The organism is Amycolatopsis kentuckyensis, from assembly GCF_041679295.1.
GTDB lineage: Bacteria > Actinomycetota > Actinomycetes > Mycobacteriales > Pseudonocardiaceae > Amycolatopsis > Amycolatopsis kentuckyensis_A.
In genome coordinates, this window is sequence record NZ_JBGDMD010000007.1 from 85,146 (window position 1) to 104,348 (window position 19,203).

17 protein-coding genes and 1 pseudogene are annotated in these 19,203 nt (G+C 70.1%); 2 read left to right on the forward strand and 16 right to left on the reverse strand.

The features are described 5' to 3' along the window. Window positions 1-842: 842 nt before the first annotated feature. Window positions 843-2,363, reverse strand: coding sequence for a recombinase family protein (locus tag ACERZO_RS29245; RefSeq protein ID WP_372668000.1), 1,521 nt, complete (start codon window positions 2,361-2,363; stop codon window positions 843-845). 23 nt (window positions 2,364-2,386) lie between these two features. On the opposite strand from ACERZO_RS29245, the pseudogene ACERZO_RS29250 reads away from it, so the two are divergent. Beyond that, window positions 2,387-2,662 (forward strand): annotated as a pseudogene (locus ACERZO_RS29250) (hypothetical protein); the annotation flags it as partial. A 44-nt stretch (window positions 2,663-2,706) separates the two neighbouring features. On the opposite strand, the gene ACERZO_RS29255 reads toward ACERZO_RS29250, so the two are convergent. From ACERZO_RS29255 to pyrR, 13 genes are all read right to left on the reverse strand, one after another. Continuing rightward, the gene (locus ACERZO_RS29255; protein WP_372668001.1) at window positions 2,707-4,803 is read right to left on the reverse strand and encodes a primosomal protein N'; all 2,097 of its coding nucleotides are present in this window, start codon (window positions 4,801-4,803) and stop codon (window positions 2,707-2,709) included. A 90-nt stretch (window positions 4,804-4,893) separates the two neighbouring features. Next, window positions 4,894-6,096: a methionine adenosyltransferase gene (gene metK / locus ACERZO_RS29260; RefSeq protein WP_372668959.1), complete on the reverse strand. Its 1,203-nt coding sequence runs from the start codon at window positions 6,094-6,096 to the stop codon at window positions 4,894-4,896. 93 nt (window positions 6,097-6,189) lie between these two features. Then, window positions 6,190-7,410 carry a bifunctional phosphopantothenoylcysteine decarboxylase/phosphopantothenate--cysteine ligase CoaBC gene (gene coaBC, locus ACERZO_RS29265; protein ID WP_372668002.1) on the reverse strand — a complete coding sequence of 407 codons (1,221 nt, stop codon included), beginning with the start codon at window positions 7,408-7,410 and terminating at the stop codon, window positions 6,190-6,192. Beyond that, window positions 7,403-7,672 (reverse strand): DNA-directed RNA polymerase subunit omega, encoded by a 270-nt coding sequence (gene rpoZ, locus ACERZO_RS29270; protein WP_308671079.1) that lies wholly within the window; start codon window positions 7,670-7,672, stop codon window positions 7,403-7,405. Before rpoZ ends, coaBC begins: the two co-directional genes overlap by 8 nt. Next, on the reverse strand, window positions 7,669-8,322 hold the full coding sequence (gene gmk, locus ACERZO_RS29275) for a guanylate kinase (RefSeq protein ID WP_372668003.1): 654 nt from the start codon (window positions 8,320-8,322) through the stop codon (window positions 7,669-7,671). Before gmk ends, rpoZ begins: the two co-directional genes overlap by 4 nt. Then, window positions 8,319-8,636, reverse strand: a complete 318-nt coding sequence (gene mihF, locus ACERZO_RS29280; protein WP_013224622.1) for an integration host factor, actinobacterial type — start codon at window positions 8,634-8,636, stop codon at window positions 8,319-8,321. The genes gmk and mihF overlap by 4 nt, the downstream gene beginning before the upstream one ends. A gap of 107 nt (window positions 8,637-8,743) precedes the next feature. Beyond that, entirely contained in the window at window positions 8,744-9,592 is an 849-nt protein-coding gene (pyrF, locus tag ACERZO_RS29285) for an orotidine-5'-phosphate decarboxylase (RefSeq protein WP_372668004.1), read from the reverse strand. After that, the gene (carB, locus tag ACERZO_RS29290; RefSeq protein ID WP_372668005.1) at window positions 9,589-12,903 is read right to left on the reverse strand and encodes a carbamoyl-phosphate synthase large subunit; all 3,315 of its coding nucleotides are present in this window, start codon (window positions 12,901-12,903) and stop codon (window positions 9,589-9,591) included. The genes pyrF and carB overlap by 4 nt, the downstream gene beginning before the upstream one ends. Further along, window positions 12,903-14,024 (reverse strand): glutamine-hydrolyzing carbamoyl-phosphate synthase small subunit, encoded by a 1,122-nt coding sequence (gene carA / locus ACERZO_RS29295; RefSeq protein ID WP_372668006.1) that lies wholly within the window; start codon window positions 14,022-14,024, stop codon window positions 12,903-12,905. The genes carB and carA overlap by 1 nt, the downstream gene beginning before the upstream one ends. Continuing rightward, the gene (locus tag ACERZO_RS29300) at window positions 14,021-14,515 is read right to left on the reverse strand and encodes a PH-like domain-containing protein (RefSeq protein ID WP_372668007.1); all 495 of its coding nucleotides are present in this window, start codon (window positions 14,513-14,515) and stop codon (window positions 14,021-14,023) included. The genes carA and ACERZO_RS29300 overlap by 4 nt, the downstream gene beginning before the upstream one ends. Next, the gene (locus tag ACERZO_RS29305; protein WP_372668008.1) at window positions 14,515-15,801 is read right to left on the reverse strand and encodes a dihydroorotase; all 1,287 of its coding nucleotides are present in this window, start codon (window positions 15,799-15,801) and stop codon (window positions 14,515-14,517) included. Before ACERZO_RS29305 ends, ACERZO_RS29300 begins: the two co-directional genes overlap by 1 nt. Next, window positions 15,798-16,730 (reverse strand): aspartate carbamoyltransferase catalytic subunit, encoded by a 933-nt coding sequence (locus ACERZO_RS29310; RefSeq protein ID WP_372668009.1) that lies wholly within the window; start codon window positions 16,728-16,730, stop codon window positions 15,798-15,800. The genes ACERZO_RS29305 and ACERZO_RS29310 overlap by 4 nt, the downstream gene beginning before the upstream one ends. Then, window positions 16,727-17,329 carry a bifunctional pyr operon transcriptional regulator/uracil phosphoribosyltransferase PyrR gene (pyrR, locus tag ACERZO_RS29315; protein WP_372668010.1) on the reverse strand — a complete coding sequence of 201 codons (603 nt, stop codon included), beginning with the start codon at window positions 17,327-17,329 and terminating at the stop codon, window positions 16,727-16,729. The genes ACERZO_RS29310 and pyrR overlap by 4 nt, the downstream gene beginning before the upstream one ends. A gap of 248 nt (window positions 17,330-17,577) precedes the next feature. Here pyrR and bldD point away from each other — a divergent pair, with 248 nt between their 5' ends. After that, window positions 17,578-18,066 carry a transcriptional regulator BldD gene (gene bldD / locus ACERZO_RS29320; protein ID WP_003096372.1) on the forward strand — a complete coding sequence of 163 codons (489 nt, stop codon included), beginning with the start codon at window positions 17,578-17,580 and terminating at the stop codon, window positions 18,064-18,066. Between the two features lie 90 nt (window positions 18,067-18,156). On the opposite strand, the gene nusB is transcribed toward bldD, so the two are convergent. Further along, window positions 18,157-18,612, reverse strand: a complete 456-nt coding sequence (nusB, locus tag ACERZO_RS29325) for a transcription antitermination factor NusB (protein ID WP_086856367.1) — start codon at window positions 18,610-18,612, stop codon at window positions 18,157-18,159. Further along, on the reverse strand, window positions 18,612-19,175 hold the full coding sequence (gene efp / locus ACERZO_RS29330; protein ID WP_372668011.1) for an elongation factor P: 564 nt from the start codon (window positions 19,173-19,175) through the stop codon (window positions 18,612-18,614). The genes nusB and efp overlap by 1 nt, the downstream gene beginning before the upstream one ends. Window positions 19,176-19,203: the final 28 nt, after the last annotated feature.

Below are 19,203 nucleotides of genomic sequence, written 5' to 3' on the forward strand. Positions count from 1 at the left end.
CAGACGGCGGACTCTCGCTACGAGAGCGCCGCACGTGTGTCGACACGCTGTCTCCGTTGTGGCATGCGCCACACTTGAGGCACCTCCGCGCGACCCATTTCGTGACCCGAAACCGTGTTGAACCGTGTGACTTCTGAGGTCATACGAGGCAACCCTGAGGCCATCATTGCTGGTAGAGGCCTTGGACGGCGCCGTCGCCCACTCTCCTAAAGCGGGCGTCACAAGGTCGAATCCTGCGAAGGCTCCGAATGCACCTTCCTACCGCCACAGTCACCGCCGATGTCCTCCGAACATGTACAACAGCTTCGAATTCCGCGCTTCACCTCCCTCGCACGCGAGATCATCCTCGGTCACCTCCTGTCGCGACAGGACGTGCAGCCTTGCCGACTGTCCGCCCACGCGGCACCATGGAACTAGGTGAGTCATAGCCCTCACCGGCGCCCTCCCACACGAAATGCCTGGAGGCGTCATGTCAGCACAATGGTCCGTTGCGGAACAGTTCGAGCGACGTGGGGCCGCTCCGGATATCTCACAGTTGGTCCGTACGTCATGAAGCGTTCTCGCCGACCTCAGCAAAACTTCAAGCGGCCAGACGAGGCCGTCACCATACAGGCGCGCGCTGACGAGCCGTATGACCAGTTCATAATGCGCTTAATCTCTCACTCTGGACAACCGTCGCCCGACGAGTCGACACGACTGAGGCAGTTGCTTCCACTTTCGATTCCCTCAGATCCCGCCCAAGAGGTTAAGTCACCACAAACGTCGCCCCGTCCCGACGAGACAGACGCCGCGAAGAAAAGAACTCAGACAAGGCGCCGCCGCAGCCAGCACGACGAATTCCCCTAACTACGATAACTCGCGTCCGCACTCAGCGGCCGATAGAAACGCGTTCGATGCATCGCCAAAATTGGGACTTTCCGGCGCCCCGGACCAATCGGCAGTACCTGAAGCTGCCCAAGACCAAGTGCACCATCAGGCGTCGCTGCGAGAACAATCTTCGCCAGAGCACGCTTCGTCGAGAACTCAGCAGCCTGCCATTGCGACAGAACCGCGCCGCCAGGTTCGATCAGACCGGACAGCACCGCCGGAGTCTGCAACTCTCGCTCCTTGGCCTCCAGCTTCTCGATCTGATCCTCGAGCGCAGCTGCTACCGTTGCCGCGAAGCGACTGCGCGTACGCTTACCAACGACCGACGCTGCCAACTCATCAAGTTCACTCCTTGCCTCCGCCAACTCGGCCCGCACGGCTTGCAACCCAGCAGTTCCCTCGTCAACCGCCAGATGAGGGGACAAGGTCGTCAGGTACGCCAAGATCGCGTTTTCCGCATACGTTTCGAGCTCGTACTTGTCAATCGTCACACAGCCACTCTTGACGCAGACGTATCTCCAATACTTCTTTTGCTTGCGATTGACTCGCAACCCATCACCACAGGTACCGCACACAACAATGCCAGACAGCAAGTGAACTACCGCACCGGGATTTTCGTTCGTCAGCCTAGCCGGATCACGCAAGATCTTTTTCACACTATAAAAATCTGCAGGACTGACCAGTGCCTCCCACTGACCTTCGACAACGGAGGCGCCTGGCGTCAACGGGTGGTAAGGGCTCTTCCGTGCCGGGTCGTGCACTCTCAGCCCGATGTAGCACTCCCGGAGAAGCATCAGACCGATATTCTGCGGCACCCACTCCCCACCACCTCGCCGGCGAAGACCCCGTTTGTTGAGGTCGCGCGCGATAGCCTTCAGGTGATGCCCCCTCTTCACACGTCGGTACATCTCCTGAACGATCGGCGCCTCCGCCGGATCAGGCTCCTGGACAACCAACTGCTTGGTCCGGTCGTCATATATGCGGCGATAGCCAAACGGGATCCGCCCATGGGGAAGCCCCTTCCGTGCGGAGGCCTTCGTCGTGCGCCTGATGTTCTGGCTCATCTCGGCGACGTCGAGCTCCGCCTTGCTCGCGTCGTCGATGAGCTGCTTACGGTCGCGGGGTTTGCGGGGATCCACGATGCGGTCGTATTGCTCGACCCAGAACACGACGTCCCGCTTCGCGCAGAGGTTGATCAGCTCCAGCCACTCCTCAGTCTGGCGGGAGCCGCGGTTGCTGGCATAGAGCATCAGCACACGCGCGGTGAACCGGTCGGCCTTCAGGTCGGCGATCAGCCGGTCGAACGCTGCGCGTGCCTTGCGCTGGTACTTCGACGCGGATCCGACCTCGCGGTACGTCGGCGTCTGAAGGCGCCACTCGAACCGTTCGCACGTTTCGAGGTGCCCGTCGTGCTGCTCTTCCGGCGATCGTTCAACGCCGGACTCGTCCTTCGAAACCCGCTCGTAGGCGGCGACCTCTACCCCGGTGAGCTCCATGATCCCAAAGTACCTACGAAGGCTACTTGTCGAACGAATCGATGTTCCGCGCGAACCGGGTCCGGCTGGGGCTCGGGTTGACGTCGGTGGCGGGCGGGCACCTGCACACGCCAGTGCTGGGCCAGCCGACCGGCTTGACGGACCCGGCGTTCGAAGCCCGCCGTCAGGCGATCGCCGCCGAGGTGGTCGAGCTGGCGACCGCCGCGGCCGGCGGCGCCGCACCGGCGGTTCCGTTGCCGGTCAAGGAATCCGCACGGGCGGCGCTGGATTCGTTGCCGGGCACGGTGCTGGGCCGCTGATCCGGCGGATTTCGCGCGCAGGCCACGGATTCCGGTCCCCCCGATCAGATCAGGTCCAGCGGATCCAGCTGGATGCGGATCGGTTCCGTGGCCTTCTTCGCGTCCCGCCGCGCCGCCGCCGCGTGGATCGCCGATGACAGCGCCCTGCCCTCGGCGCGGGACACCCGGACCAATGCCCGTTCGCGAGCAGCGTTGCCCTCTTCATCGATTTCACCGAGGGGTACCGGGCCGAGAACCTCCCCCGACGCCGGCAACGGCAAGTCCGCCAGCAGCGAAGCCACCGCGTCGGGACTCCCCTCCACGCTTGCCATCCGCATCGCCGGCGGAAAGCCCAGTTCCCGCCGCTCCGCCAGCTCCTGACCCGCGTGCCACGCGGGATCCCAGCGGACCAGCGCCTGGACCACCGCCAACCCCGCCTCGGCCCCCACGATCACCCGGCCGCCGGACGACGAAGGACGCACCAACGCCGCCGCCGCCATCCAGCGGCGCAGCGTCTCCTCGCCCGCCCGCAAGTCCTGACGCCCCAACAACGCCCAGCCGTCCAAGAGCAGCGCCGCGCCGTAGCCGCCCTCCGCCACCGGCTCCGCCCCGGGCGTACAGACGACGAGCGCCGGCTTGCCCGGGACCGAGGCCAGTACCTCCGCCGCCCCCGACGTGCGGACCGGGATGCCCGGGAACGCGCGCCCCAGCTCCTCCGCCGTCCTCTTCGCCCCCACGATCACCGCGCGCAGCCGCACCGAGCCGCACGCCGTGCAGCGGAACGCCGTCTCCGGGACGCCGCACCAGCGGCACGCCGGGGGCTTCGGCTGCCCGTCCACCGAACCGCCCGGCAGCGCCAGCGGCCCCGCGCAGCGGCGGCAGTGCGCCGGGGTGCGGCAGTTGCCGCAGGCCAGGCCCGGGACGTACCCGCGCCGCGGGACCTGGACCAGCGCCGGGTGGCCCGCCGCGAACGCCTGGCGCGCCGCTTCGAACGCCACCGCCGGCAGGCGCGCCACCCGCGCCGCCTCGTCGCGGGCCACGTCGAAGTCCTCGCCGACCGGTGTCACGCGGGGTGCCGCGGCCCGCAGCACCGTGCGGTCCGCCAGCACCGGCGCGGCCCAGCCGGACTCGACCAGCAGCTGCGCCTCGGCCGTCCGGGCGAACCCGCCGACCAGCAGGGACGCCTTCGCCGCGTGCGCGCGGTCCATCAGCACGTCCCGGACGTGCGGGTACGGCGCGTGCTGGTCGAGGTGCAGGTCGTCGCCGTCGTCCCAGACCACGAACAGGCCCGGGTCGTGGACCGGGGCGAACATCGCCGCCCGCGTGCCGACCACCACCCGGACCGCGCCGCGCAGCACCGCCAGCCAGCGGCGGTAGCGCTCGGCGGGCCCGAGGCCGGCGATCAGCGCCACGACGGCGTCCTCCCCCACGACCGCCGCGCACGCCTCGTGGACCCGGGTCAGGTCGCGGTGGTCCGGCACCACCAGCACCGCGCCCCGGCCCGCCGCGGCCACGACCCCGGCCGCCTCGGCCAGCCGGCGCGGCCAGTCCTCGCCCGGCAGGGCCTGCCAGACGGCGTTCGCGGGCTTGCCCTCCCCCAGCGCCTCCAGGAACGCCGGGCCACGCTGGTAGCGCGCCCAGGGCGCCGTGTCGGGCACGTCCGGAGCGGCCGCGGGCGCCACGGCCGGCTCTCCCTCGGCCTTCGCGTGCCGGGGCGGGATCGCGAGGCGCAGGACGTCGGACAGCGTGCCGCCGTAGCGGTCGGCGACCGCCCGGCAGACCGCGTGCAACGAGGGCGGCAGCACCGGCTCCGGCGAGGTGACGCGGTCGAGGAACGCCAGCTTGCTGCCGTAGTCGCTGGTCTCGCCGCGCTCGATCAGGTAGCCGTCGACGAGCTGCCCGGCGAACCGGACGCGGACGCGGCACCCGGGCACGGCGGTCTCGTGCAGCTTCTCCGGCACGAGGTAGTCGAACGTGCGGTCCAGGTGCGCCAGCGGGATGTCGACGACGATCCGCGCGACCGGCCGCTCGGGCGCGGGTTTTTGCGCGCCCTTGGCCTTCGCTCCCGGCTTCGCCGGTTTCCGGGCACGCGAGGGGGCCGCCTTCGGCGAAGGCGGCGTCTCCGGGAGCTCCCAGAGGGCGGCGGGCTCGGAACTGCTCACCCCGAGATCTCTACCAGACCCCTCCGACAGCCCGGACGCCAGGAAGGCCACCCCGAACCGTGCTCGGGGTGGCCTTCACCGGATCGTGCGTCAGGCGCCGGCCGCGGCCTTGAGGGCCTCGGCGCGGGCCGTGCTCTCCCACGGCAGGTTCAGCTCGGGCCGGCCGAAGTGGCCGTACGCCGCCGTCGGGGCGTAGATCGGGCGCAGCAGGTCGAGGTCGCGGATGATCGCCGCCGGCCGGAGGTCGAAGACCTCGGTGATGGCCTGCTGGATCTTCGACGGGTCGACCGTCTCGGTGCCGAACGTCTCGACGAACAGGCCGACCGGGGCCGCCTTGCCGATCGCGTACGCGACCTGCACCTCGGTCCGCTGGGCCAGCCCCGCGGCGACGACGTTCTTGGCCACCCAGCGCATCGCGTACGCGGCGGACCGGTCGACCTTGGACGGGTCCTTGCCCGAGAACGCGCCGCCACCGTGGCGGGCCATGCCGCCGTAGGTGTCGACGATGATCTTGCGGCCGGTCAGGCCCGCGTCGCCCATCGGGCCGCCGATGACGAACCGGCCGGTCGGGTTGACCAGCAGCCGCGCGCCGGAGGTGTCGATGCCCAGGCCCTCGAGCTCGGGGCCGACGACGTGCTCCTTGACGTCGACGCTGAGCATCTTGTCCAGGTCGATGCCGTCGGCGTGCTGCGAGGACACGACGACCGTGTCGAGGCGCACCGGCTGGTCGCCGGCGTACTCGATGGTCACCTGGGTCTTGCCGTCCGGGCGCAGGTACGGCAGCACGCCGTCCTTGCGGACCGCGGTCAGCCGCTTCGAGAGGCGGTGCGCGAGCGCGATCGGCAGCGGCATCAGCTCGGGGGTGTCCGAGCAGGCGTAGCCGAACATCAGGCCCTGGTCGCCGGCACCCTGGCGGTTGATCTCGTCCTCGTCGGACTCGACCCGCGACTCGTAGGCGGTGTCGACGCCTTGGGCGATGTCGGCCGACTGGGAGCCGATCGCGACGTTGACGCCGCAGGAGTTGCCGTCGAAGCCCTTGGCCGAGGAGTCGTAGCCGATCTTCAGGATGACGTCGCGGACGATCGTGGGGATGTCGGCGTACGCCTCCGTGGTCACCTCGCCGGCGACGTGCACCTGGCCGGTGGTGATCAGGGTTTCGACCGCGACGCGGCTGCGCGGGTCCTTCGACAGCAGGCCGTCGAGGATCGAGTCGCTGATGGCGTCGCAAATCTTGTCGGGGTGCCCTTCGGTCACCGACTCCGAGGTGAACAATCTGCTGCTAGACGCGGTCACGGTGGCCGTCACTTCCTCACCTTGTCGTCGGATGCCCCGAAAGTTAGGCACCCCTTACCTGTGCAAGCGTACTGACTATCGCTCGGGGGACGGTCAACGCTTCATGAAGCTCACAACAGCGTCCCACAGAGTGGACGCCAGTTCAGCCTTCGCGCCGAGGGGTATGGGGATTTCCGTGCCGTCGGACCCGAGCAACCAGCCCGAATTGTCCTCCGTGCCGAACGCCTTGCCGTCGCCGACGGCGTTCACGACCAGCAGATCCGCGCCTTTGCGCTTGAGCTTGACGCGGGCGTGGTGGAGGACGTCGCCGTGCTCGTCGCCGGTTTCCGCGGCGAATCCCACGACGACCTGACCGGGACGCCGGTTTCGCACCAGTTCCGCGAGGATGTCCGCATTGCGGTCGAGCGTGATCACGGGGTCGGGCTGGTCGTCCGACTTCTTGATCTTGTGGTCGGCCCGGTTCGCCGGCCGGAAGTCGGCGACGGCGGCGGCCATCACGACGACGTCGGCGCTCTCGGCCGCCGCGTGCACGGCCTGACGCAGCTCCTCCGCCGTCGAGACGTGCGAAACGGTCGCGCCCGCCGGGTCGGGCAGCGCGACGGTGTGCGCGGTGACCAGGGTGACCTCGGCGCCGCGCTGGGCGGCGACGCGGGCCAGCGCGTAGCCCTGCTTGCCGGACGAGCGGTTGCCGAGGTAGCGGACCGGGTCGAGCGGCTCGCGCGTCCCGCCGGCCGACACGACGACGCGGACGCCTTCGAGGTCGCGCGGGAGGGCGTCGGGGCGGGCCAGCAGCAGCCGCGCCAGGTCGACGATCTCGGCCGGGTTCGCCAGCCGGCCCTTACCGGTGTCGACGCCGGTCAAGCGGCCCGAATCGGGCTCGGTGACGATCGCGCCGCGTGAACGCAGCAGGGCGACGTTGTCGCGGGTCGCGGGGTGCTCCCACATCTCCGTGTGCATCGCCGGGAAGAAGGCGACCGGGCACCGGGCGGTGAGCAGGGTGTTCGTCAGCAGGTCGTCGGCGAGGCCGTGGGCGGCCTTGGCGAGCAGGTTCGCCGTGGCCGGGACGACCAGGACGAGGTCGGCTTCCTTGCCGACGCGGACGTGCTGGACCTCCGGTACCTCGGTGAACACGCCCGTGTGCACCGGGTGGCCGGAGAGGGCTTCGAAGGTGGCCGCGCCGACGAAGTTCAGCGCGGCATCCGTGGGGACCACGCGGACGTCGTGACCGGACTCGGTCAGCCCGCGCAGGACCTCACAGGCCTTGTAGGCGGCGATCCCGCCGCCCACGCCCAGGACGACCTTGGGTTTACTCACCCTCGGTGTGCTCGAGCAGGCCGCCGTGGATCTCGCGCAGCGCGATCGAGAGCGGCTTCTCGCGCGGGCCCGGCTCCACGAGCGGGCCGACGTACTCGAGCAGGCCCTCGCCCAGCTGGGCGTAGTAGTCGTTGATCTGGCGGGCGCGCTTGGCCGAGTAGATCACCAGCGCGTACTTCGAGCTGACCTTTTCGAGCAGGTCGTCGATCGGGGGGTTGGTGATGCCCTCGAGCTCTTCGGTCAGGGTTACCTGGGTGGTCACTCGCAAAGCTCCGCATCTTCGGAAGACTGATCAGTAATCAAGTTTAGCAAGTGCTCGGCCGCCTCCCGCACGTCGGCGTTGACGAGGCGGTGGTCGAACTCCCCCGCCGCCGCCAGCTCGCGCTCCGCTTCGGCCAGCCGGGCCTGCACCGCGGCCTCGCTTTCGGTGCCGCGCCCGGTGAGCCGACCGACCAGTTCCTCCCAGGACGGCGGCATCAGCATCACCAGCCGGGCCTCCGGCATGGCCGCGCGGACCTGCCGGGCGCCCTGCAGCTCGATCTCCAGGACGGCCGGGCGCCCCTCGGCGAGGGCCTTCTCGACGGGCTCGCGCGGGGTGCCGTAGCGGTTGCCCGCGAACTCGGCCCACTCCAGCAGCCTGCCGTCGGCGACCATGGCGTCGAACTCCGCCCGGTCGACGAAGTGGTAGTGCGCCCCGTCGACCTCACCGGGGCGTGCCGCGCGCGTGGTGACCGAGACGCTGAACCAGACGTCGGGCTCCAGCTTCCGCAGCTCGCCCACCACGCTCGACTTCCCGACCCCCGAAGGCCCCGATACGACGGTGAGCCGGTGCCGGGGGATGTCCCCCGCCACCGGCTCACTGCCGCGGTCGGTGCCCGGGTTCACCGGGTAGTCACGACCGGCGCCGTTCACTCGCCGCTGAACTCGGCCAGCAGCGCCTTGCGCTGCCGGTCGCCGAGGCCGCGAAGGCGACGGCTGGGGGCGATCTCCAGTCGTTCCATGGTCTGCTGCGCGCGGACCTTGCCGACGCCCGGGAGGGCCTCGAGCAGAGCCGAAACCTTCATCTTGCCGAGGACTTCGTTCTCCTCGGCCTGCTTCAGCACGTCGACCAGAGTGGTACCGCCCCGCTTCAGCCGCTCCTTCAGCTCAGCACGGATCTTGCGAGCGGCGGCGGCCTTCTCCAGCGCCGCAGCGCGCTGTTCCTCTGTCAGCTGGGGAAGTGCCACGTTTTCCTCCGGTAGTTCTCAAATCTGGGTGGGTGACGCGACGGTACCCACCCGTGAGCACCGGCCACAATGCGGGGGTGCCTGGTGGGACCCGGTTCCGGGCCCTGCTATTGGCCGTTTTCCTGCGGGTCGGCCAGCAGTTCGGCGACCCGTTCGACCGCTTGGCGCAAAGCCGCTTGCTCCGGACCGTGCTTCAGGATGTCCCGGGACGACGCGGGCAGCACGCCCGGCAGTCCCGGTCCGAAAAGCGCCTTCAGATCGGCCACAGTGGCTCCCTGGGCCCCGAAACCGGGTGCCAGCACCGGTCCGTTCAGCCCGGAAAGATCCAGGTCCCCCGGCGCGATGGTGGCGCCGACGACGACCCCCACATCGCCGAGCGGTGCCGCGGATGCGTTGAGCGCCGCCGCGGAATCGACGATCGACTGGCCCACCGTGCGCCCGTCGGGCAGCTTCGCGTTCTGCACGGCGGCCGCTTCGGGGTTCGAAGTCCGCGCAAGCACGAAGATGCCGCGCCCCGCGGAGACCGCCGTTTCGGCGCATTGGGCCAAAGAGCCGAACCCGAGGTACGGCGAAACGGTGATCGCGTCGGCCGCGATCGCCGCCCCGTCGGCCACGTACGCCGCCGTGTAGGCCGCCATCGTCGAGCCGATGTCGCCGCGCTTGACGTCCAGCAGCACCAGCGCGCCCGCCTCGCGGGCCGCCTCGACGACCCGCTCCAGCACACGGACGCCGGCCGCTCCGAAACTTTCGAAGAACGCCGACTGCGGCTTCACGACCGCCGCACGGGCCGCCAGGACCTCCGTGGCGGACAGCGCGAACCGTTCCAGGCCCGAAGCGTCCACCGGGAGCCCCCAGGCCTCGAGGAGGCCCGGGTGGGGGTCGATGCCGGCGCACAGCGGGCCCCGGGCCGCGACGGCCTTCGCCAGCCGCGCCCCGAACCGCTCTCCCCCGCTCACGACTTCGCCTTCAGCGCCGCCTGGAGCTCCTGCAGGGACTTGACCCCGATGTCGCCCCGGATCAGCGCTTCGATGCCGTGCACGGCCGCCGCGGCGCCCTGCACGGTCGTCACGCACGGGATGTCGCGCGACACCGCGGCGGTGCGGATTTCGTAGCCGTCGACGCGCGGACCGCTGTTCCCGTACGGGGTGTTGATCACCATGTCGACGTCGCCGGCGAGGATGACGTCCACGATGTTCGGCTCGGCTTCGGTCGACCCCTCGTAGTGCTTGCGCACCACCGTGCACGCGACCCCGTTGCGCCGCAGCACTTCCGCGGTGCCGGACGTGGCGAGGATCTCGAACCCGAGGTCCGCCAGCCGCTTCACCGGGAACACCAGGGAGCGCTTGTCGCGGTTGGCGACCGAGACGAACACCCGGCCGGACGTCGGCAGCGAGCCGTACGCGCCGCTCTGCGACTTGGCGAACGCCTTGCCGAAGGAGACGTCGACGCCCATCACCTCGCCGGTGGACTTCATCTCCGGGCCCAGCAAGGAATCCACGCCGTGGCCTTCCGGCGTGCGGAAGCGGTGGAACGGCAGCACGGCTTCCTTGACCGCGACCGGCGAGTCGGCCGGCATCTGCCCGCCGTCGCCCTCGGCCGGCAGGACGCCGTTCTCGCGCAGGTCCTTGATCGTCGAGCCGGTCATGATCAGCGCGGCGGCCTTGGCGAGCGGCACGGCCGTCGCCTTGGACACGAACGGCACCGTCCGCGACGCGCGCGGGTTGGCCTCCAGGACGTACAGGACGTCGTCCTTGAGCGCGTACTGGACGTTCAGGAGCCCCCGCACGCCCACGCCCCGCGCGATCGCCTCGGTGGAGCGGCGGACGGCCTGCAGGTCCGTGTGGCCGAGCGTGATCGGCGGCAGCGCGCACGAGGAGTCGCCGGAGTGGATGCCGGCTTCCTCGATGTGCTCCATGACACCGCCGAGGTACAGCTCCTCGCCGTCGAAGAGCGCGTCGACGTCGATTTCGATGGCGTCGTCGAGGAAGCGGTCCACCAGCACCGGGTGCTCGGGGTTGATCTCCGTGGCCCGGCTGATGTAGCCGGCCAGGGTCTCCTCGTCGTAGACGATCTCCATGCCGCGCCCGCCGAGGACGTACGACGGCCGGACGAGCACCGGGTAGCCGATCTCGTCGGCGATCCGCTTGGCGCCCTCGAAGGACGTCGCCGTGCCGTAGCGCGGCGCGGGCAGCCCGGCGTCGGTCAGCACCTCGCCGAACGCGCCGCGGTCCTCGGCCAGGTGGATGGCCTCCGGCGGCGTCCCGACCACCGGGACACCGGCGTCGGCGAGCTTCTTCGCCAGCCCCAGCGGGGTTTGGCCGCCGAGCTGGACGATCACGCCGGCGACCGTGCCGGACGCCTGCTCGGCGTGCACGACCTCGAGGACGTCCTCGAAGGACAGCGGCTCGAAGTACAGCCGGTCGGACGTGTCGTAGTCGGTGGACACGGTTTCCGGGTTGCAGTTGACCATGACGGCCTCGAACCCGGCCTCCCGCAACGCGATCGCCGCGTGCACGCAGGAGTAGTCGAACTCGATGCCCTGGCCGATCCGGTTCGGGCCGCTGCCCAGGATGAGCACCTTCGGCTTGTCCGACTGGACGGCCACTTCGGACTGCGCGCCGGGGTCGGACTCGTAAGCCGAGTAGTGGTAAGGCGTCTTGGCCGCGAACTCGGCCGCGCAGGTGTCGACGGTCTTGAACACCGGCCGCACGCCGAGGCGGTGGCGCAGCGCGCGGACGCCGTCCTCGCCGGCCAGTTCCGGCCGCAGGGCGGCGATCTGGCGGTCGGAGAGGCCGGTGCGCTTGGCGCGGCGCAACAGGTCTTCGTTGAGCACCGGCGCGTCGCGGACTTCGGCGCCGACCTCGCCGATGAGGGCGATCTGGTCGATGAACCACGGGTCGATGCCACTCGCTTCGTGCACCTGCTGGACGCTGGCGCCCAGCCGCAGCGCGAGTTCCACTTCGTACAGCCGGCCTTCGTGCGCGGTGCGCAGGGAGTCCAAAGTGGACTCGACGGTCGCACCCTCGGGGTCGGGCAGCGTCCAGAACCCGGTCGCCTTGGTCTCGATCGACCGCATCACCTTGCCGAGCGCCTCGGGGAAGCTGCGGCCGAACGACATCGCCTCGCCGACGCTCTTCATCGTCGTGGTCAGCGTCGGGTCCGCGCCCGGGAACTTCTCGAAGGCGAACCGCGGCATCTTGACGACGACGTAGTCCAGCGCGGGCTCGAACGACGCCGGCGTCTCGCCGGTGATGTCGTTCCGGATCTCGTCGAGGGTGTAGCCGATGGCGAGCTTCGCGGCGATCTTGGCGATCGGGAAGCCGGTCGCCTTGGACGCCAGCGCGGAGCTGCGCGACACGCGCGGGTTCATCTCGATGACGACCATCCGGCCGTCGGCCGGGTTGATCGCGAACTGGATGTTGCAGCCCCCGGTGTCGACACCGACCTCGCGCAGCACCGCGATGCCGACGTCGCGCATTACCTGGTATTCGCGGTCGGTGAGCGTCATGGTCGGCGCGACGGTGACCGAGTCACCGGTGTGCACGCCCATCGCGTCGACGTTCTCGATCGAGCAGACGACCACGACGTTGTCGCTCTTGTCGCGCATCAGCTCGAGCTCGTACTCCTTCCAGCCGAGCACGCTCTCCTCGATGAGCACCTCGGTGACGGGAGATTCGGCGAGCCCGGTCGAAGCGAGCCGCTCCAGGTCCTCGGGCGTGTGCGCCATACCGGACCCGAGCCCGCCCATGGTGAAGGACGGCCGGATGACGACCGGCAGGCCGAGTTCCTTGACCGTGTCGCGGACCTCGTCCATGTCGTGGCAGACGCGGGAGCGCGGGACCTCGGCACCGATGGTGCGCACGATGTCCTTGAACTTCTGCCGGTCCTCACCGCGCTGGATGGCGTCGATGTCGGCGCCGATCAGCTCGACGCCGTACTTGTCGAGCACCCCGCGCTCGTGCAGGGCGACGGCGCAGTTGAGCGCGGTCTGCCCGCCGAGGGTGGCGAGGATCGCGTCGGGGCGCTCCTCGGCGATGACCTTCTCGACGAAGTCCGGCGTGACCGGCTCGATGTAGGTCGCGTCGGCGAACTCGGGGTCGGTCATGATGGTGGCCGGGTTCGAGTTCACCAGGGACACGCGCAGGCCTTCACTGCGCAGCACCCGGCAGGCCTGGGTGCCGGAGTAGTCGAACTCCGCGGCCTGCCCGATCACGATCGGCCCGGAGCCGATCACCAGCACGTGCTGGATGTCCGTCCTCTTCGGCATCAGGCCTTCTTCTCCATGAGCGAAACGAAATCGTCGAACAGGGGGGCCGCGTCGTGGGGGCCGGCCGCGGCTTCGGGGTGGTACTGGACCGAGAACGCCGGGACGTCGAACGCCCGCAGGCCCTCGACCGCGCCGTCGTTGGCGCAGTAGTGGCTGACCTGGGCCGCGCCGAACGGGGACTCGAAACGCTGCCCGGGCTCGCCTTCCAACGCGAACCCGTGGTTCTGGGCCGTGATCGCCACCTGGCGCGTAGCCACGTCGATCACCGGGATGTTGATGCCGCGGTGGCCGTAGCGCATCTTGTACGTGTCCAGACCCAAAGCGCGGCCGAGGACCTGGTTGCCGAAGCAGATGCCGAACAGCGGGATCTCGCGGCCCAGGACCTGCTTGGTCAGCTCGGTCGCGTGCGTCGTCGTGGCCGGGTCGCCCGGGCCGTTCGACAGGAACACCCCGTCCGGCTCCACCGCCAGCAGCTCGTCCAGGGTCGAGGTGGACGGCAGGACGTGCACCTCGATGCCGCGCTTGACCATCTGGCGCGGGGTGTTGGACTTGATGCCCAGGTCCAGCGCGACGACCCGGAACCGCGTCTCGCCCTCCGCAGGAACCACGTAGGGGCGAGGCGTGGTGACCTGGCCGGCCAGGTCCGCACCCTCCATCTTCGGGCTCTCGAGCACCGAAGCGACCATCTCGTCGACCGTGCCCAGCGCGTCACCGGAGAAGACCCCGGCGCGCATCGCACCCAGCTCGCGCAGGTGGCGGGTCAGCGACCGGGTGTCGACCTCGGCGATGCCGACGATCCCCTGGCGCACCAGCTCTTCGTCCAGCGTCCGGCGAGAGCGCCAGTTGGACGGCGTGCGCGCGGGGTCGCGCACCACGTAGCCGTTGACCCAGATCTTCGAGGACTCGTCGTCCTCGTCGTTCCAGCCGGTGTTTCCGATCTGCGGCGCGGTCTGCACCACGATCTGCCCGTGGTAGGACGGGTCGGTCAGCGTCTCCTGGTAGCCGGTCATGCCGGTGCAGAACACCGCCTCGCCGAGGGTTCGCCCCTGCGCGCCGTAGGCAGCGCCGCGGAACACCCGGCCGTCTTCGAGTACCAGTGCGGCCTGAGCGCGCGCGTTCACTGGGCACCTCCCTTGATCTTGAGCTGTTCGATCCACTGTGGATAGTCGTCGAGGTCGTCGCCGCGGAAGCCGGTGTCCAGCTCCGCGTCGCCGAGCCGCCAGGTGAGCACGAGCAGCGCGTCCGTGCCCATCACCTTCCCGGCGATCTTCTTGTCGCGCCGGACGCCCGTGACGGCCTCCCGCGGGATCCAGAAGTCCGGTGCTCCCCCGCGCTCGACGGCGATCCCGCCGTCGTGCAGCCGCCAAGAAGCAGCAGTCCGCAGCCCCGCGCCGCGGGTGACGACCCGGTTCTGCCACTCCCCCGCGAAGGTCGTGGCGAGGTAGACGCCGGTCGATTCCAGCAGCACCTCGCCGGCGTCCGACGGGATGGCGGGGAAGGGCGGCACCTGGGCGCTCTGCGAGCGGGACTTGCGCCGCCAGCCGGCGTACATGCCCCAGAGGCAGAGCAGGAAGAAGGCGACGATCGCCAGCACCAGCCAAAGGCGTTCCATCAGCAGATCTTCCCGTCCCGGGCGGTGACCCGCCCGCGCAGCAGCGTGGCGGTCACCACGCCGGGCAGCCGCATTCCCTCGTACGGGGTGTTGGCCGCGATGCTGGCCAGCTCGGCGCCGCGGACCGTCCACCCGGCGTCCGGGTCGACGAGCGCCAGGTTCGCCGGCTCGCCCACCGCGATCGGCCGGCCCTGGTCGGCCAGGTTGCCGATCTCCGCGGGCCGCTCGCTCATCACGCGGGCGACGCCACGCCAGTCGAGCAAGCCGGTGCGGACCATCGTCTCGGCCACGATCGACAGCGCCGTCTGGAGCCCGAGCATGCCCGGCCGGGCCGCGGTCCACTCGGTGTCCTTGTCCTGCACGGCGTGCGGCGCGTGGTCGGTGGCGACGCAGTCGATGGTCCCGTCGGCCAGCGCAGCCCGCAGCTTCTCCGCGTCGGACTCGGTCCGCAGCGGCGGGTTCACCTTGTTGACCGGGTCGTAGGTGGCCAGGCGCTCGTCGGTGAGCAGCAGGTGGTGCGGGGTGACCTCGGCCGACACCTTGGTGCCGCGGTCCTTCGCCCAGCGCAGCACGTCCGCCGTGCCCGACGTCGAGACGTGGCAGACGTGCAGCCGCGCGTTCGCGTGCAGCGCCAGGAGGCAGTCGCGCGCCACGATGGACTCTTCCGCGGCGGCCGGCCAGCCGGTATAGCCGAGCCGGGCGGCGCGCTCGCCCTCGTGGGCCTGGGCGCCGACGGTCAGCCGCGGCTCCTCGGCGTGCTGCGCGATGACGACGTCGAGAGCGGTCGAGTACTCCAGCGCGCGGCGCATCAGCAGCGGGTCGGCGACGCAGAGGCCGTCGTCGGAGAACACCGTCACCCGGGCCTGCGCGTTCGCCATGGAGCCCAGCTCGGCGAGCTTCTCGCCCTTGAGCCCGACGGTGACCGCGCCGACCGGGTGGACGTCGACCAGGCCGACCTCCCGCCCGCGCCGCCACACGTGGTCGACGACCACGGCGTTGTCGGCGACCGGATCGGTGTTGGCCATGGCGAACACCGCGGTGTAGCCGCCGAGCGCCGCCGCGGCCGAGCCGGTGTCGATCGTCTCGGTGTCTTCGCGGCCGGGTTCGCGCAGGTGCGTGTGCAGGTCGACGAAGCCCGGGAGCAGCACCTGGCCGTTCGCTTCGAGGACTTCGGCGTCTTCGGGGACCTGGACGGCGCCGATCGCGGTGATCACCCCGTCCTCGACCAGGACGTCGACGGGGTCGCCTTCGCCGTACGGGCGGGCGCCCTTGATCACGGTGCTCACGCGGCGGCTCCTTCGCTGGCCAGGAGGTGGTAGAGGACCGCCATGCGCACGTGGACGCCGTTGCGGACCTGTTCGGTGATGGCCGAGGCCGGGGAATCGGCGACCGCCGAAGCGATCTCCATCCCGCGCAGCATCGGGCCGGGGTGCAGGACGACCGCGTGGTCGGGCAGCAGCTTCTGCCGCCGCTCCGAAAGGCCGTACGCGATCGAGTACTCGCGCGCGCTCGGGAAGAACCCGCCGTGCATGCGTTCCGCTTGGACCCGCAGCATCATCACCGCATCGACGGCGGGCAACTCGGCGTCCAGGTCGTGCGAGACGGTGACCGGCAGGCTTTCGACGCCGTAAGGCAGCAACGTCGGCGGCGCGACGAGCACCACCTCGGCGCCGAGCGCCGAGAGCAGGTGGATGTTCGAGCGGGCGACCCGGCTGTGCAGGACGTCCCCGACGATCGCGACCCGGCGGTCCTTGAGCGAGCCGAGCCGCTCCCGCAGCGTGGCCGCGTCGAGCAGCGCCTGCGTCGGGTGCTCGTGGGTGCCGTCGCCGGCGTTGACCACCGAGGTGCCCGGCTCGGCGAGCCACTCCGAGAGGCGCTGGGCGGCACCGCTGGCCGGGTGCCGGACGATCACGCAGTCGGCGCCCGCGGCGGCCAGCGTCAACGCGGTGTCGCGCAGGGATTCGCCCTTGTTGACCGAGGAGCTGGACGCGGAGACGTTGATCACGTCCGCGCTCATCCACTTCCCGGCGATCTCGAACGAGACCCGCGTGCGCGTCGAGTTCTCGTAGAACAGCGTGATCACCGTGCGGCCGCGCAGCGTCGGCAGCTTCTTGACCTCGCGGCCGAGCAGCGTGTGCTTCAGCTCGTCGGCGGTGTCGAGCACGGCCGTGGCCAGCGCCGGGTCCAGCCCGTCGGTGGCGAGCAGGTGCTTCAAGACTCTTCTCCCGGTGCTTCCGCCGCGGCGCGGAGCAGCACCGCGTCACGGCCGTCGATCTCGGCCAGCAGGACGGACACGCCCTCGGAGCGCGCCGTCGGGACGTTCTTGCCCACGTAGTCGGCGCGGATCGGCAGCTCCCGGTGACCGCGGTCGACCAGCACGGCCAGCTGCACCGCGCGGGGACGGCCGTGATCACGGAGGGCATCGAGCGCGGCCCGGATCGTCCGGCCGGAGAACAGCACGTCGTCGACCAGGATCACCACCCGGTCGTCGATGCCGTCGGTGGGCAGCTGCGTCTGCTCGAGCGCGCGCGGCGGGCGGCGGCGGAGGTCGTCCCGGTAGAGGGTGACGTCGAGGGCGCCGGCCGGCGGCCGGACTCCGGAGAACTCGCCGATCTTGTCGGCCAGCCGGACGGCGAGCGGGGTGCCGCGGGACGGGATCCCGAGCAACACGGGCGGGGTAGTGCTTTCCGCACCGTTCGCGGTCTTTTCGATGACCTGATGGGCCATTCGGGCGATCGTGCGCGCGACATCGCCGGCCGTCAGGAGCTCGCGCTCCCCGGCCGAACCAGCCGCGCCACGCGGACGTGACGACACTTCGGACTCCTTCCCCGCCTCACCGGACGGGTCCTTAAAGGACGTCTGTTCCCCTGCTGGTCGGGGCTTTCGCACCGACAGTAGCAGGCACTTTGCTCAGTCTTACGGGTGGTGTGAGGTGATTCGCGGCAAGCTCGCGCTTGACCTGGTGACAACAATGCGTAACCATTACTCTGAGTATTCGACTCGAAGAGTCCCCTGGACCGGTCACCCCGACCGGGAGGGGGTGGAGAACGGAGAACGACCAGATGGGCGATTACGCCAAGGCGCTCGGGGCCAAGCTCCGCGGGATCCGCCAGCAGCAGGGCCTGTCCCTGCACGGGGTCGAGCAGAAGTCCGGTGGGCGCTGGAAGGCCGTCGTCGTCGGCTCGTACGAGCGTGGCGACCGTGCCGTCACCGTGCAGAAGCTGGCCGAGCTGGCCGACTTCTACGGTGTGCCGGTGGTCGAGCTGCTGCCCGAGGGCCGGGTCCCCTCCGGTGCCGAGCCCGCCACCAAGATCGTCATCAACCTCGAGCGCCTGCAGCAGCTGCCGGCCGAGAAGGTGGGCCCGCTGGCCCGCTACGCGGCGACGATCCAGAGCCAGCGCGGCGACTACAACGGCAAGGTGCTCTCGATCCGCACCGAGGACCTGCGGTCCCTGGCGATCATCTACGACATGACCCCGGGCGAGCTGACCGAGCAGCTCATCGACTGGGGCGTCCTGCCGCCGGAGGCGCGTCCTTCCAAGGAGGACTGATCCGCTCGTGTTGTTGCGCCGACGCAGTGAGCGTTCCCCGGTGGGGCACCGGAGACGCTCACTGACCTCGTCGGGGGGCTCGCAGCAGACTCAGAGCACCGCGCGGAGGCGGTCGGCGATCGTGCCGATCCGGCCCAGCACGCCGTTGACGAACCGCGGCGAGTCGTCCGTGGACAGTTCCTTCGCCAGGCCGACGGCCTCGTCGATCGCGACCGGGTCCGGCACGTCCTCGGCCCAGAGCAGCTCGTAGACCCCGACCCGCAGCACCGCGAGGTCGACCTTCGGCATCCGCTCCAGGGTCCAGCCCTGCGCGTGCTCGGCCAGCAGCTCGTCGATCTGCGGCTTCCGGCCCGTGACGCCCTCGACCAGGCTGATCGTGTAGTCCGCGATCGGGTCGACCTCGGTCGCGCCGACCCGGTCGGCCAGCAGCGTCACCGCGTCGGTGTCGCGCTGCGCGGCCTCGTACAGCATTTCCACCGCGCGGCGGCGTGCCTGCCTGCGGCTGATCGCGCCGCCGCGGTTCGGGTGGGGTTTCGACGTCGGCATCAGCTGGAGACGCGGCCCAGGTAACGGCCGTCGCGGGTGTCGACCTTGATCTTCTCGCCGGTGGACAGGAACAGCGGGACCTGGATCTCCGCGCCGGTCTCCAGCGTCGCCGGCTTGGTGCCGCCGGTCGAGCGGTCGCCCTGCAGGCCCGGGTCGGTGTGCTGGATGACGATCTCGACCGACGTCGGCAGCTCGACGTACAGCGGCTCGTTCTCGTGCACCGCGACCTGGACCTCGGTGTTCTCGAGCATGTAGTTGGCGTTGTCGCCGACGACCTCGGCCGGGACCGTGATCTGGTCGTAGGTGTCGCCGTCCATGAACACGAAGTCCTGGCCGTCCTTGTACAGGTACGTCATGTTGCGGCGGTCCACCGTGGCCGTGTCGACCTTCGTGCCCGCGTTGAACGTCTTGTCGACCACCTTGCCGGTGAGCACGTGCTTGAGGGTCGTGCGCACGAAGGCGCCGCCCTTGCCCGGCTTGACGTGCTGGAACGCGGTGACGGTCCACAGCTGGCCCTCGAGGTTGAGGACGAGCCCGTTCTTCAGGTCGTTGGTCGTGGCCACGAGCTTGCAGTCTCCTGTGTCGATCTAC